Origin of the sequence: Actinoplanes sp. G11-F43 (assembly GCF_050589265.1) — a bacterium.
Taxonomy (GTDB): domain Bacteria; phylum Actinomycetota; class Actinomycetes; order Mycobacteriales; family Micromonosporaceae; genus Actinoplanes.
Genome location: NZ_JBNZCE010000029.1, coordinates 151,359 through 164,824, shown reverse-complemented (window position 1 = coordinate 164,824; position 13,466 = coordinate 151,359). Strand labels below are relative to the sequence as shown.

Below are 13,466 nucleotides of genomic sequence, written 5' to 3'. Positions count from 1 at the left end.
GGCATCACACTCAGACGACCCACCAGCCGGGAGTGATGCAGCGCTGCCAGCCGGAGCTGCTGGAGTAGTTGTAGTACAGGTCGGCGCAGACGTGGCCCCGCCACCAATTCGCCGCGGTGTCGCTCTCGTAGTGGAAGAACAGGTACGACTCGCCGGGTCTGTCGATGGACGAGTCGCAGCTCTTGGTGTTCTTCGCCGTGCTCCACGGCGTGCCGTTGTCGACCTTCAGGTCCAGGTAGACGGTCACCTTGCAGTTCGTGGCGCTGGTATTCACACCCGGCTGAATGATGACCTTGGTGTAGGTGGCGAAGTGGTTGCCCGTCCAGTTCATGACGACGCACAACTCGATCCAGTTCAGCGCCGGGCTGATCGTTCCGGCCACCACCTGGCAGTCGTTCTGTTGGGCGGCCCGCGCGGGCGCCGCGCCGGTGGTCACGACGATCAGCATGACGGCGATGACGGTGGCCAGGCGCAGGAGTGCGGCCCGGCCCTTCTGCACGATCACGGTGCGGCTCAACTGGTGCCCTTCGGTATGACGGCGACTTGGCCAGGACAGTAGGAAAGAAAGTTAACAACGTCAATGCACGGCCGATCCACATTGACTTCTAAATCGCTAAATGTTTACGTAAACATCCGTCCTCACAGCAAGGACCCGCGATGAAGATTCGAGCTCTGCTCGTGACGGCCGCCCTCGCCGTCACGAGTCTTTCGGCGCCGCCGGCAGCCACCGCCGCAGCCGCAGCCGCCACCACGATCACCATCGACCCGACCTACCGTGGGCCGGCCTGGGAAGGGTGGGGCACCAGCCTCGCCTGGCTGGCCCACGCCACCGGCGGCTACCCCGACGAGATCCGCAACCGCCTCGCCGACCTGCTCTTCAGCGCCGACGGGCTGAACCTGAACATCGCCCGCTACAACATCGGCGGTGGCAACGCCCCGACCGTGCGCCAGTACCTGCGGCCGGGCGGCGACGTGCCGGGCTGGTGGCGGGCCCCGGCCGACTACACGCCCGCCGACAAGGACTGGTGGGATCCGGACGACCCGGCGCACTGGGACTGGGACGCCGACCCGAATCAGCGCTGGTGGGTGGACCGGATCAAGGGCCAGGTCGACCACTGGGAGACGTTCAGCAACTCGCCGCCGTGGTTCCAGACCGTCAGCGGGTACGTCAGCGGCGGCTTCGATCCCACCACCGACCAGATCCGGACCGACCGGCTCGACGACTTCGCCACCTATCTGGTCCGGGTCACCGAATTCCTGGAGCGCGAGCACGGCATCACCGTCGACACCATCGAACCCCTCAACGAACCCAACACCGACTATTGGCGTACGACACTCGGCGCCGACGGTCAGCCCACCGGCGGCCGGCAGGAGGGCGCGCACGCCGGGCCGGCCCTGCAGGCCGCGATCATCGAGGCGCTGCGCCGGGCCGCACCGGAACGGGCGATCGCCGCACCCGACGAGACCAACCCGGGGACCCTGGTCACCAACTGGTACGGGTACACCCCGGCGGCCCGGGACGCGGTCGACCGGATCAACGTGCACACCTACGGCACCGGGCGCCGGACCAGCGTGCGGGACATCGCCAAGGCGGAGCGCAAGCCGCTGTGGATGAGCGAGGTCGAGGGCAGCTGGGGCAAGGACTTCACCAGCATGGACTCGGGTCTCGGGATGGCTCAGCGGATCATCGACGACCTGCGGGAGCTGGAGCCGTCGGCGTGGGTGCTGTGGCAGCCGGTCGAGGACGCCGAGAACATGATCGCCGAGGGCAACCTGCAGTGGGGGTCGATCCACGTCCCCTTTGATTGCGATGAAACAGACACGCTGCAGACCTGCCCGATCCAGACCAACACCAAATACGACACGATCCGGAACTTCACCCATTACGTGAAGCCTGGCGACCACCTGGTGAAGGTCAACAGCACCCGCAGCATCGCGGCGGTGACCGACTCCGGCGCCACAGTGGTGCACACGAACCCGGCCGCCACCGACGAATCCGTCACGCTTGACCTGTCCGGCTTCACAGTCGGTAGCCGCGCGCGCGTCACCCCGGTGGTCACCAGCGCCACCGGAAAACTGGTCCAGGGCTCCCCCGTCAAGGTCACCGGCAAGAAGGCCACCCTGACCGTTCCCGGACAGTCGGTCACGACCTTCCTGATCAGCGGAGTCACTGACAAGGGCGCCGCACACCTCAAGGCCGACCACACCTACCGCCTGGAGGGAGTGGCCAGCAAGCGCTCCCTGACCCCGTCCGGCACCGGCCTGGCGATCCGCACCAACAGCCCCACCGCCGCCGATCAACTGTGGACCGTCCAGCCGTCCGGCGACGCCTACCAGCTGATCAACGCGGGCAGCGGCCAGCGACTCGCGGTCCGCAACGGCACCGCCGTCACGGAGAGTGCGGGCATCGTCGACGACGGCGCGCGCTGGGCCGTCTCGACCACCGGCGACGGCACCTACACTCTGATCAACCTGGGTGCCCGCCGGCTGCTGGACGTGAACGGGGAGGCCACCGCCGACGGTTCACCGGTCGGCGTCTATCTGCCCACCTCGGCCGCCAACCAGCGATGGACGCTGAGGGACGAGACGGTGGGGCGTACACAATCGGCCATCGCCCACACCGAGCCGGGATCGGCGCCCGTCCTCCCGGCGACCGTGACCACCGTCCTGCCCAGCGGCGAGACCCGCGCCCTGCCGGTCACCTGGACCCTCCCGGCCGCGCCGGCGTGGCGCCGACCGGGCACCGTGCTGGTCCGCGGCACCGCCGTCACCGCCCTCGGCCGGACCGTCCCGGCCACCGCGAAAGTGACCGTCGACGTCTTCACCAGCACCCTCCCGGGCCGGGCCAGAACCTGGGCCGGCGGCACCCCCGAACTACCCGCAACGGTGATCGCCATCGGACGTCACGGCGGCCAGGCGACAGTTCCGGTGGCATGGCGGCCGGGAGTGTTCCCGGCGGTCGGCGTGGTCGGCGTGCCCGGCACCGCCACGGTGCTCCCCGGCCGGACCCTGCCGGCCACCGCCCGGGTGCAGGTCACCGAGCCGTCCGAGGGCCTCGCCACCGGGGTGACGGTGGCCGCGTCGTTCACCGAGGGTGGTTACTCGACGGCCGGGCTCACCAACGGTGACCTCACCGACAAGGCGTGGTCGAACTGGAAGGCGTCCGGCCGCAACCCGGTCGAGACGCTGACCGCGACCCTGCCCGAGGGGGTGGCGGCCGGGCGTGCGGTGCTGCACCTCTACCGGGACAACGCGTCGGGTGGCGGCCTGCCCGCGACGGTGCGGGCCGGCATCCCGGCGGCCGGCGGCTGCCAGGTCACCGGATCGCCGATAACGGTCACCGCGACCGTCGTCGACATCCCTCTGGCCGCGCCGGCGCCCACCTTCTGCCTCCAGCTCACGCCGACTCCGGACGGTTACCTGACCGCCTCTGAGCTGCAGGTCTACACCAAGGCGCCGGGAGTCGGCACGGACGCGTCGGCGGTGGACATCCGGGTCGACGGTAGGACGATCAAAGGCTTCGACCCGGCAGACCACACCTATCGTGTACGGGGTACCAAGGCGACCGTGGTGACGGCCACCCCCACCGACCCGTACGCCACGATCACGGTGACCAACTCCGGCCGCACTCGTCTGGTGACCGTGACCAGCGAGGACGGCGCTTCCACGAGCGTCTACCGGATCGAGCTGACACACCGCTGATCATGCTCCCGTGGCCGGCCCATCATCGTGGTCCGGCCACGGGGACAGCCCGTCGGGGCGGCACCCCCGTGGCGCCGCCCCGCGCGGTTCAAGCCCGCGGAGACGCCTCAGCCGACCATGCCTCCGGTCATTGCGCGGCCACGTCCGAGGGCACGCCTCAGCTCACGCACAGGCAGAACGGGTGACCGGCCGGGTCGAGGAAGACCCGGAAGGTGGTGCCCGGCTGGTGGTCGTGTTTGGTCGCGCCGAGGGCCAGCACCGCCGCCTCCGCGGTGTCCAGGTCGTCGACGGTCACGTCCAGGTGCATCTGCTGCGGCGCCTCCTGACTCGGCCACACCGGCGCCCGATAGTCCGCGACCTGCTGAAGCGAGAGCGACTGACCGTGGTCGGCGCGAACGTCGGCCCAGTCCTCGGACACCTCCACCTTCCAGTCGAGCAGTTCGCCGTAGAAGCGGGCCAGAACGGCCGGGTCGGGACAGTCCAGAACGATGCTGGGGTAGCGAGCGATAGCCATGCCGCCGACCCTAGAACCTGATCCGGACGATCCGCTTCCGGTTCATGTGTCACCACCCGATCCACCAGTCGATCGTCACCTGGCAGGCGATCGCGGCCGCGACCAGACAGAGCATGTCCAGCGCCCAGTTGACCACCGCCGAACCGAGGTGGCCGCCGTCGAGGTGGCCGCGTCGTGCCGGCGGTAGAGACGGAACGCTTACGCCGCGGAGATCTCCGATCCGCCCGGCAGCGTCATGCTCATCGCCGAGCGGCTCAGGGTCATCGCTCACCCGGCCGGGTGGCACGGGCACCCCGAACCCGGCGAGCAGCCGCCGCTGCTGACCGGCGAACGCCAGCTGGGAGCCGAGCGCGGCGGCCAGGGCGAGGGCTGCCCAGCCGGGGTCCGCGGCACCGAGCACGGCGATGGCCTCGGCGGCGTCGGGCAGCCGCCCACGCAGCGCGATCACCGCGCCGAGGCAGGCCAGCACGACGAGGCCGGTGCCCATCCACCGGCGCCGGTCCACCGCCCGGCGACTCCGCTCCACGGTTGTCGTCACGATCGACAGTCTTCTCTCCGGAAGCCGCCGCGTCGTCATCCCGCTGGGGTCATTCCAGGTACCACGAACGCGGTACACACCGAGGTCCCCGTTCGTGTGCCGATTTCCGGCTCGATTCGAGCCGGAAATCGGCACACGGTCTGACCCCGGCCACGGAAGCTCTCTAGGTCGAGCCCATGTCGCATCGAAGGCCGACTCTCAGTGACGTGGCCGCCGCGGCCGGTGTGTCCAAAGCGGCCGTCTCCCGCACCGTCAACGACGCTCCCAGGATGTCCCCGCAGACCCGGGACCACGTGCGGCGGGTGATCGAGCGGCTGGGCTGGCGGCCGGATCCGGTGGCCCGGGCGCTGGTCAAGCGGCAGATCAGCCCGCACTGGCGCTGCGTGTTCCCGACGACGTCGCGGGTGCGGCGGAGTCCGGCGTCCACCGACGGTTGAGTTTCACCGGAAATGCCGTGTCGCACGGAGAAGAACCGATTTAACGGAATTGGCGGTCAGTACCGCATGAACCATTTCCGAGCTGCCCGGATTTACCCCTGGCTATCGACAGACACCTTTACTACGGTGGGCGGAGTTCCGAATAGGACAGGGGGATCTCATAGATGAGTCACGACGACACGGTGTCCATCGGGCGGCGTTCGCTCCGGGTGCTCGGTGCGGCCGTCCTGACCGCCGCGCTGACCGTCGCACCGGCCTCGGCGGCCTCAGCCGGTGGTCACGGACACGGACACGGCGGCGGGGGTAAGGGCGACCCATGCGCGAAACGGGCCAACGACACGTACGCCGAAGTGCTCGAATGTGTGACCCTCAAAGGTGTCATGGGTCATCTGAAGGCGTTCCAGAAGATCGCCGACCGGAGCACCGACCCGAATTACCCGGGCACCCGGGCGGCCGGCACGAAGGGCTATGCGGACAGCGTCAAGTATGTGTCCGGGTTGCTGCGCAAGGCCGGCTACAAGGTCACGCTGGACCCGTTCGAGTTCCAGTTCTTCTTCCCGGTCCTGTTGCAGCAGCTGACGCCGACGGCAGCGACGTACGGTTCCGGCTCGTTCACCAACGCCCCGCCCGGTGACGTGACCGGCCCGGTCATCCCGGTCGACGTCAACCTGACCGGCGACCGTGCCACCACCAGCGGCTGCACCGCCGACGACTTCTCGTCGCTGGACTTCAGCGGCCCGAACGACATCGCCCTGATCCAGCGTGGCGGCACCCTGCCGGACGGTTCGGCCTGCGGTTTCGTGGTCAAGGCGCGCAACGCGCAGGCGGCCGGCGCCGAAGCCGTGATCATCTTCAACCAGGGCAACGACCCGTCCCGGGAGACGCTGATCGTCGGCACCCTCGGCGACGACCCGGGGGTGACGATCCCGGTGGTGGGTGCCAGCTTCGCCGACGGCGCCGCCCTGGCCGCGGCCGGTTCCACCGCACACGTGCGGGTGCAGCCGCCGGAGACCCGGACCGACGTCAACGTGATCGCCGAGCTGCCGGGGCGAAACCGGAACAACATCGTGATGGCCGGCTCGCACCTGGACAGCGTCACCGAGGGGCCGGGCATCAACGACAACGGCTCCGGTTCGGCCGCGATCCTGGAGACCGCCCTGGTCCTGGCCAGGAGCAAGCCGCAGAACACGCTGCGGTTCGCCTGGTGGGGCGCCGAGGAGGAGGGCCTGCTCGGCTCGGCGGCGTACGTCGCGGAACTGCCCCAGGCGGAGAAGGACAAGATCGCGCTGTACCTGAACTACGACATGGTCGGTTCGCCGAACTACATCTTCCAGGTGTACGACGCGGACGAGTCGTCGTTCCCGGCCCCGGTCGTGGTGCCGCCCGGCTCGACCGCGATCGAGGACCTGTTCGAGTCCTACTACACCTGGAAGAAGCAGCCGTACGACGACGCCGAGTTCTCCGGCCGCTCCGACTACCAGGCGTTCATCGAGGCGGGCATCCCGTCCGGGGGCCTCTTCACCGGCGCCGAGGTGGTCAAGACCGAGGAACAGGCGGCTATCTGGGGTGGCACGGCCGGCGCGTCGTTCGACCCGAACTACCACCAGCCGGGTGACACCATCACCAACCTGAACCTGAAAGCGCTGGAGATCAACAGCGATCTGATCGCCTTCGCCCAGCTCACCTACGCCTTCTCCACCGAGTCGGTGAACGGCGTGAAGGGTAGGCCGGTCCCCGGAAAGCCGATCCGGCTGCCGGCCCCGGCCGGACCGCGCGGCACGTTCGTGACCGACGGTGGGCACGCCCCGCACGACCACGATCCGTCGGCATAACCCATGCGAAAAGATCCCGCCCCGGTGTACGTACACCGGGGCGGGATCTTTGCCGGGGTTAAATGTCGCGACCGCCCGGCTCGGGGGCCGCGGTCAGGTCCATCAGCTGCTGGGTGACGTGGTTCGTCAGCGCTTCCTGGTAGCTGGTCGCCAGCTGGCCCAGCCGGTCGATCTCGTCCAGCGCCGCGGACCGCTTCTCCACCAGGCTGTCCATCGCCTCGGTGTGGTTGCGGCGGGCGTCCGCCTCGATCGTGGCCGCCTTGATCTGCGCCTCGCTGGTCAGCTGGTCCGACTTGTCGCGGGCGTTGGAGATCAGCGACTCGGACTCACGCTGCGCGTCACGCATGTGCTCGTCGGCGGTGCGCTGGGCCATCATCAGCACCCGCGAGTTGCGGTCGTCGTCACCGGCGGTCAGCGCCGGCATCGCACCGGACGGCGCCTGCGAGCGGGCCCGCTGCAGCTGCTCCTGGACGCTGCGGGCGTTCTGCTCGGCCCGGGCGCGGGCCTCCTGCAGTCGCTCCAGCTGCGCGGCCAGGTCGGCGAACTCGTTGTTGAGCACCATGGTCGCCGCCGGGTTGCCGCCGCCCCCGCCACCACCGCGCTGCAGCGTGTCCTTCAGGGCGCCGTTCTCCTCCAGAAGGCGGGTGAGCTCGCCCTCCACCTCGTCCAGAAAGGCGTCGACCTCCTCCTCGTCGTATCCGCGCTTCCCGATCGGCGGCTTCTTGAAAGCCACGTTGTGGATGTCTGCTGGAGTGAGCGGCATCGTGCTCCTCGGTTTCCTTGGTTGAGCCGTGCGGCACAAAATCCTACGCAACGACTCAAAGCCCCTTGATCTTACGGGCCTCACTACCGCAAGAATCTCCGCGAGACTACCGGGGTACGGAGGACGGCGCACGTCCCCGGCGTCCGCATCACACCTATCCGTGGGTTCTTTCGTTCAGCCCACGGCGTGCGGTCACGGAGCGTAGATTCGAGGCGCCCGGGCCGATCGTGCCGAATCGACCCGGGCGGATCAGGCCGTGCCGGTCAGTGCCAGAAGACGGCGACCGCGGCGTTCACCACGGTCAGCGTGACGATCCCGATGAAGTGGCCCTTGTTGACCTCGTCACGCTTCCGCGGGATGAAGACCATGATGAAGATCAGCACGGCGAAGAGCAGCTTCACGCCGAGCTTGATCGGGTCGGGCTCGTTGTCGCCGCCGCCCCGCAGCGGAGCCGACAGGGCGATGCCGGAGACGAGCTGGATGATCGAACCCCACAGCACGGTCGGGGTGATCCGGATCTTTCCGGACAGGAGCGTGGTGACGGCGCCGCCCAGCAGCAGGGCGAAACCGACCAGGTGAATGAGAAGAAGAATCAGCCGCAGTGCTTCCACGTGCGCAAAGCTTGCCAGGCGATCACCTGTGAAGAGCCTGGGGGGTACGGCGTACCAGCAGCGGTTCGGCCACGAACGGCACCAGCGCGGCCAGCGTGCGCGGCCCACCCGCCGGCGCCTTGGCCCGGGGCGCCCGGGCCGTCCAGCAGCACCGCCCCGGCCGGCGAACCCGCCGCGATCCCGACGCTGAACACCACCGGATCACCCGGCGAGGCGATGCGGCAGGAACTTCCCGGATCGGCCGGTGACGGAGGTGGGCGAATCCCCGATATGACGGTCTGGTCCGCGCCTCAGCCCCCGTGTCGTGTAGGTGCCCACCACCGATCTGACGCCAGCCTTCGAGATCTCCACCAGGAGCCGGGGAGGCCTTGGACGGTGGCGTCGCTGGCGGCCGAGGGCGGGTTGTCGCGGGCCCCGTTCGCGCGCCGGTTCACCGGGCTGGCCGGGCAGCCGCCGCTCACCTATCCGACCTGGTGGCGGAGGACTGTGGCGGCCGGGCTGCTGCGCCGCGACGTGAGTGTCGGCGAGACCGCGGCCCGGGTGGGCTAACCGGTCGGAGTTCGCGTTCCCGGCCGCGTTCAAACGGCGCTTCGGAAGCCCACCGGGCCGGTACCGCCGGTCAAGGGCCCAGCCTCGGGCCGAGTGAGGTGAGGCCGCTTCCACCCGCCGACGGCGACGCCCGCGAGTTCCCCCGGGCGTCGGCCGGCCGTGATGTAGGAGACGGAACCATTGCTCCGGCGGCCGAATCGGATAGCGTTGTTACCGATTGGTATGGGGATCGGGAGACAACGGGATGACACGCTACGTAGCGATCGGCGACAGTTTCACCGAAGGCCTCGGTGACACCCTGCCGGACGGCACCGAGCGCGGCTGGGCCGACCTGGTCGCCGCCGGGCTCGCCGCGTCAGCCGCCGACACCGGCGAGACCGTGGAATACGCGAACCTCGCCATCCGCGGCCGCCTCCTCGCCCCGATCGTCAACGACCAGCTGGAGGCGGCCCTGGCGCTCGACCCCCAGCCCACGATGATCTCCTTCAACGGCGGCGGCAACGACATGCTGCGCCGCGGCGTCACCATCGCCCACCTGGTCGAGCTGACCGAGCAGGGCCTGCGCCGGATCACCGGCGCGGGCGTGCACGCGGTCGTCCTGAGCGGCGCCGACCCGTCCGACCACATCCCGTTCGGCGCCACCTTCCGCCGCCGCGGCGAGGAACTGACCGAGGCCGTCGCCGCGATCCTCCCCCGCTACGACAATGTGACTTTCGTCGACTGCTTCCGGGACCGCGAACTACGCCGCCGCGACTACTGGTCCAGCGACCGCCTCCACCTGAACGCCAACGGCCACCGCCGGGTCGCCAGCCTGGTCCTGGCCGGCCTCGGCCACGAAACAGCCGCCCACGTCCTGGACCCGTCGACACCCACCAGGTCAGGCGGTCTGCTGGCCGAGGCCCGCTACTACAGCGAACACGTCCTGCCCTGGCTGAACCGCCGTTTGCGGGGCCGCTCCTCCGGCGACAACCGAACCCCCAAATTCGCCACGTGGACCCCGATCGCGGTTTAGGTCGCGCTCCGTCAACAGCACGCCCCACAGAGGCCACACATGGTCCGCCGGCGCCCGTAACCTTCCCGATCGTGCCCGCCGGACCGCGCAGCGCTAACCAGGCGACCGCTCCTCACTCAACGCTAGAACGAACGTTCTTTCTCGGCAGGCGGCCCGCCCACCCAGCTACCTGCTCGCCCTGGTGTCGCCAGTTCCGCCAAGCCCGCCAACTCCAACACTAGAACGAACGTTCTTTCTCGGCAGGCGGCCAGCCCGCCCGCCCAGCTACCTGTCCGCCCTGGTGTCGTCAACTCCGCCAAGCCCGCGAACCCCAACACCAGAACGAACGTTCTTTCTCGGCAGGCGGCCCGCCCACCTAGCTACCTGCTCGCCCTGGTGTCGTCAAATTCCGCCAAGCCCGCGGACCCCAACGCTAGAACGAACGTTCTTTCTCGCAATGCGGCCCACACTCGGATCTCACCTCACTCAAGAACAAGAACGAGCGCCCTCTCCCATAAAGCGGCCCGCCTACGGCTGCAGCTCCGCGCCAGAACTAAAGGTCTCTCTCACAAGCTGCCTACCTCCGGCAAACGCCCCCACACCAGAACGAACGTTCTTTTCGGATGGGACCCGCCCGCGGGCCCTACCGCACTTCAGGCCAGAACGAACGTTCTTTCTCGGGCTCCAATCCCGTTCCAGCTCACCCACCGACGACTGAATAGGGTCATTTGCACCTGAATAGACCCGCTGCCGACCGTCTGCGCACTTATTGCCCATCGTCCTAGACGACCCGCCCGGCACAGATCCTGGTGAATTCAACACCGAGAAGAGCCCTCTCCCCGGTCACCAGATTGTTCGCGGTCAACCCGTCGCGCGGGCGACCCGTTCAGCCGAGATCTTGGAGGATTTGCCACCACACAGAGTCTTCCTCTGGGCTGCTGGCCCGTTGCGGTCAATTCCCCGCGCGGGTGTCCGACTTCCGGCCTCGGCCTGGCCGATCTTGGCGGATTTTCCACCGGATAAGGTGGTAAATCTACCAAGATCTCGGCTGGACGGTTTGCCCACACAAGGGGATGTCCGCGAGTGATCAGACAACCGAGAACAAGACTCAAAACGGTGGTAAATCATCCAAGATCGGCCCAATTGGAGCGGAGGGCCGGACACTCGCGTGGGCAACTGACCGCGAGCGGGGGCCGGCCACCAAAGAAAACGACTCGAAACTGTGGTAAGCCACCCATATCTACGGCGAGAGGGCACTCGCGTGGGCATTGACGGGCGAGCAGGTGGGCCGCAGACGGAGAAGACTCGAAACGGCGATAGATGCGCCAAGATCGACTGGGGAGCGGATGTGGGAACTGACCGCTGACGGGCCAACCACCGGGTAGACGGCTCAGCCTGGCTTCCGACCGAGTCGACGCTGGGAAGTGCGGAGAAGCTACCAGGATCCGCGCTTCGGCGGCCGAACCGCGACGGGGATAGACCACAAACGGATCAGTGGATGGAAAGAGAGCTCACGGACTCAACCGCGGCAATCGATCGCACATCGGGCGGGGCCGACAGCGCAGCAACGACGCCGTCGCCCGGGAGGGCGAAGCACTTGGGCATAGCTGGAGCTTTTACCGGTTAGGGGCGCATTCGCCCGGCAGCCGCTGGGCGGTCCGGTGGCGGGATCGCCTCGCGTGGTCGGCGCGGGGCTGGGTGCTGCGTTTGTGAAGGTGTGGCTCGTACCGGATGAGGGTGGTCGCCCCCACCGCATCGGTGAGGGCGACCGGGGCGCCCGGCGGGACCAGCCAGCGGGTGGCGGGCTGGGCCGAATCAGACAGCAGGACAGATCGGACGGCGGGGCGAAGGGACGGCGGGCGGAACGGGGTCAGAGGTACGGGTCAAGAAGCAAAAGGGCAAGGGGTCAGGAGTACGGCTCAAGAAGCAAAAGGGCAAAGGGTCAGGAGTACGGCTCAAGAAGCAAAAGGGCAAAGGGTCAGGACTGGGGCAGGACTCGGGCGATCTTGATGGTGCTGGTGGTGCCGCCGGTGGCCGGGTAAGCGGCGCTGCCGTCCTTGTAGGACTTGAAGGCCTGGTAGTTGTGATCCTTAACAGCCAGGGAGAGTCGGGCGCCTACCGTCTTGCCGGTGGACGCGTCGTACACCTGGGCGGCCATCGATGATCCGGACTGCCAGGAGAGCAGCATGCGGTTGGGGCCGTAGCCGACCAGGTGCGGATGGGCCGAGCCGATGCCCGTTTTGATCGATGTGGTGGATTTGCCGGTGGTGAACTTCTCCAGGCGGATCTTGCCGCCCTGGCTCCACGCGGTCCAGTAACCCTTGGTCTTGGCCAGCACCAGGTCGCCGCCGAAGAGGGTGCCGTCGCAGGTTCCGGCGGCTACCGTGCGGTACGGGTTGGGCTGGGCGATCCGGCAGTTGTTGTCGGTGGCGCACACTCCGACGAATCGCTTGGTGCGCGGGTCCCAGACGATCCGGGACGTCCACGCGTGGCTGCATCCGACCTCGGCGGCGTCCTTGTGCCCGGTGAGCAGGGTGCCGTTCTTGTTCACCACCTGGATCCGGTCGCCCTGGTGGATGTCGACGCATTTGCCGTTCTTGACGGTGATCGCGACTCCGAAGTACGCGGCCCAGTCGGAACCGTTGGTGGCCAGCCGGCCGTGGTGCTGGTACCACCAGACGAAGCGGGCGCCGTCGGAGTATCCGGTGCGGCTGCCGGTCAGGTTGGTGACCTGGCGCTGCCACACCTGCTTGCCGTTGTTGTCGAACCGGACCATGTGCATGGTGTTGCAGGGACTGGATTCGCCGCCGCAGAGTGGGCCGGCGCCGCAGGTGCCCTTGCGGGTGAGCAGGATGACACCACCGGTCGCGTCGGCCTGGACATCCTGCAGGTCGATGCCCACGAAACTGGTCGGTTTGCCCGCCAGTTTGTCGTCGCAGCCGAGTTTGCCCAGGTAGACCTTGCCGTCGGTGCCGAGCCAGGCCAGCCAGGAGGTGCCGTCGGGGCGGGCGGCGAGGGCCATCGGCAGCTTCTCGGTGTCGCCCTCGCCGCCGTATCCGGTGACCTTGGACGGCAGGCTGACCGTGGTGACCCTGGTGACCGGTTTGGCGGAGACCTTGCGGGCGCAGCCACCGGCGGTGCCCGATCCGGCGGCGGAGGCGGCGGCCGGGGCACCGGCCGAGGCGGCGGAGGCGGGGGCGCCGGGGGCCGAGGCAGCCGCGGACGGCTTGGCGCCGGCGACGGCCGGGGCTCCCGGAGCGGCGGTGCCGGATGGCAGGGGACCTTCCGCAGCGACCTGTTCACCAGGGGCCGGAGCCTCTGCGGACGGCGGCGATGAGCACGCTCCCATGACAAAAGCGGCAAGAGCGGCAATGGATGCCGCGAGCAGGGTTCTCCGGGCTCGCATGTCCTTTTCCTCGGTTGTTTTAAGTTTTACTTAGGGGCGTCTTAAACCGCGCTTCATGATCGGCGCATCGAGAGACCTTACCGGTTTCCGTCCGCTCATCAAACCGCCACCCGCCCGTCGCCC

General features: G+C 68.4%; 11 protein-coding genes. 5 read left to right on the top strand and 6 right to left on the bottom strand.

The window, feature by feature from the left end; genetic code table 11:
- Positions 1 to 10: 10 nt before the first annotated feature.
- Positions 11 to 517 carry a hypothetical protein gene (locus ACQ0O7_RS32485; protein ID WP_430787770.1) on the bottom strand — a complete coding sequence of 169 codons (507 nt, stop codon included), beginning with the start codon at positions 515 to 517 and terminating at the stop codon, positions 11 to 13.
- Between the two features lie 140 nt (positions 518 to 657).
- Here ACQ0O7_RS32485 and ACQ0O7_RS32480 point away from each other — a divergent pair, with 140 nt between their 5' ends.
- Entirely contained in the window at positions 658 to 3,702 is a 3,045-nt protein-coding gene (locus tag ACQ0O7_RS32480) for a glycoside hydrolase (protein WP_430787768.1), read from the top strand.
- 157 nt (positions 3,703 to 3,859) lie between these two features.
- On the opposite strand, the gene ACQ0O7_RS32475 is transcribed toward ACQ0O7_RS32480, so the two are convergent.
- Both ACQ0O7_RS32475 and ACQ0O7_RS32470 read right to left on the bottom strand, forming a co-directional pair.
- Positions 3,860 to 4,216 (bottom strand): VOC family protein, encoded by a 357-nt coding sequence (locus tag ACQ0O7_RS32475; protein ID WP_430787766.1) that lies wholly within the window; start codon positions 4,214 to 4,216, stop codon positions 3,860 to 3,862.
- 49 nt (positions 4,217 to 4,265) lie between these two features.
- The gene (locus ACQ0O7_RS32470; RefSeq protein WP_430787764.1) at positions 4,266 to 4,754 is read right to left on the bottom strand and encodes a hypothetical protein; all 489 of its coding nucleotides are present in this window, start codon (positions 4,752 to 4,754) and stop codon (positions 4,266 to 4,268) included.
- A 176-nt stretch (positions 4,755 to 4,930) separates the two neighbouring features.
- On the opposite strand from ACQ0O7_RS32470, the gene ACQ0O7_RS32465 reads away from it, so the two are divergent.
- Positions 4,931 to 5,191, top strand: coding sequence for a helix-turn-helix domain-containing protein (locus ACQ0O7_RS32465; RefSeq protein WP_430787762.1), 261 nt, complete (start codon positions 4,931 to 4,933; stop codon positions 5,189 to 5,191).
- Between the two features lie 164 nt (positions 5,192 to 5,355).
- Positions 5,356 to 7,023: a M28 family metallopeptidase gene (locus ACQ0O7_RS32460; protein ID WP_430787760.1), complete on the top strand. Its 1,668-nt coding sequence runs from the start codon at positions 5,356 to 5,358 to the stop codon at positions 7,021 to 7,023.
- A 58-nt stretch (positions 7,024 to 7,081) separates the two neighbouring features.
- On the opposite strand, the gene ACQ0O7_RS32455 is transcribed toward ACQ0O7_RS32460, so the two are convergent.
- Together ACQ0O7_RS32455 and ACQ0O7_RS32450 are read right to left on the bottom strand one after the other, a co-directional pair.
- Positions 7,082 to 7,786 (bottom strand): DivIVA domain-containing protein, encoded by a 705-nt coding sequence (locus ACQ0O7_RS32455; protein WP_430787758.1) that lies wholly within the window; start codon positions 7,784 to 7,786, stop codon positions 7,082 to 7,084.
- Between the two features lie 263 nt (positions 7,787 to 8,049).
- On the bottom strand, positions 8,050 to 8,397 hold the full coding sequence (locus ACQ0O7_RS32450; protein WP_430787756.1) for a hypothetical protein: 348 nt from the start codon (positions 8,395 to 8,397) through the stop codon (positions 8,050 to 8,052).
- A 375-nt stretch (positions 8,398 to 8,772) separates the two neighbouring features.
- On the opposite strand from ACQ0O7_RS32450, the gene ACQ0O7_RS32445 reads away from it, so the two are divergent.
- On the top strand, positions 8,773 to 8,946 hold the full coding sequence (locus ACQ0O7_RS32445; protein ID WP_430787754.1) for a hypothetical protein: 174 nt from the start codon (positions 8,773 to 8,775) through the stop codon (positions 8,944 to 8,946).
- Between the two features lie 244 nt (positions 8,947 to 9,190).
- The gene (locus ACQ0O7_RS32440; protein WP_430787752.1) at positions 9,191 to 9,958 is read left to right on the top strand and encodes an SGNH/GDSL hydrolase family protein; all 768 of its coding nucleotides are present in this window, start codon (positions 9,191 to 9,193) and stop codon (positions 9,956 to 9,958) included.
- A 1,957-nt stretch (positions 9,959 to 11,915) separates the two neighbouring features.
- Here the strand turns inward: ACQ0O7_RS32440 and ACQ0O7_RS32435 are convergent.
- Positions 11,916 to 13,286 (bottom strand): hypothetical protein, encoded by a 1,371-nt coding sequence (locus ACQ0O7_RS32435; protein ID WP_430787750.1) that lies wholly within the window; start codon positions 13,284 to 13,286, stop codon positions 11,916 to 11,918.
- Positions 13,287 to 13,466 lie beyond the last annotated feature (180 nt).

What these genes read in the sequence shown, in the direction of transcription:
- ACQ0O7_RS32480 (WP_430787768.1), top strand. Translation starts at nt 658, where the DNA reads ATGAAGATTCGAGCTCTGCTCGTGACGGCCGCCCTCGCCGTCACGAGT.
- ACQ0O7_RS32435 (WP_430787750.1), bottom strand. Translation starts at nt 13,286, where the DNA reads ATGGGAGCGTGCTCATCGCCGCCGTCCGCAGAGGCTCCGGCCCCTGGT.
- ACQ0O7_RS32460 (WP_430787760.1), top strand. Translation starts at nt 5,356, where the DNA reads ATGAGTCACGACGACACGGTGTCCATCGGGCGGCGTTCGCTCCGGGTG.
- ACQ0O7_RS32440 (WP_430787752.1), top strand. Translation starts at nt 9,191, where the DNA reads ATGACACGCTACGTAGCGATCGGCGACAGTTTCACCGAAGGCCTCGGT.
- ACQ0O7_RS32455 (WP_430787758.1), bottom strand. Translation starts at nt 7,786, where the DNA reads ATGCCGCTCACTCCAGCAGACATCCACAACGTGGCTTTCAAGAAGCCG.
- ACQ0O7_RS32475 (WP_430787766.1), bottom strand. Translation starts at nt 4,216, where the DNA reads ATGGCTATCGCTCGCTACCCCAGCATCGTTCTGGACTGTCCCGACCCG.
- ACQ0O7_RS32465 (WP_430787762.1), top strand. Translation starts at nt 4,931, where the DNA reads ATGTCGCATCGAAGGCCGACTCTCAGTGACGTGGCCGCCGCGGCCGGT.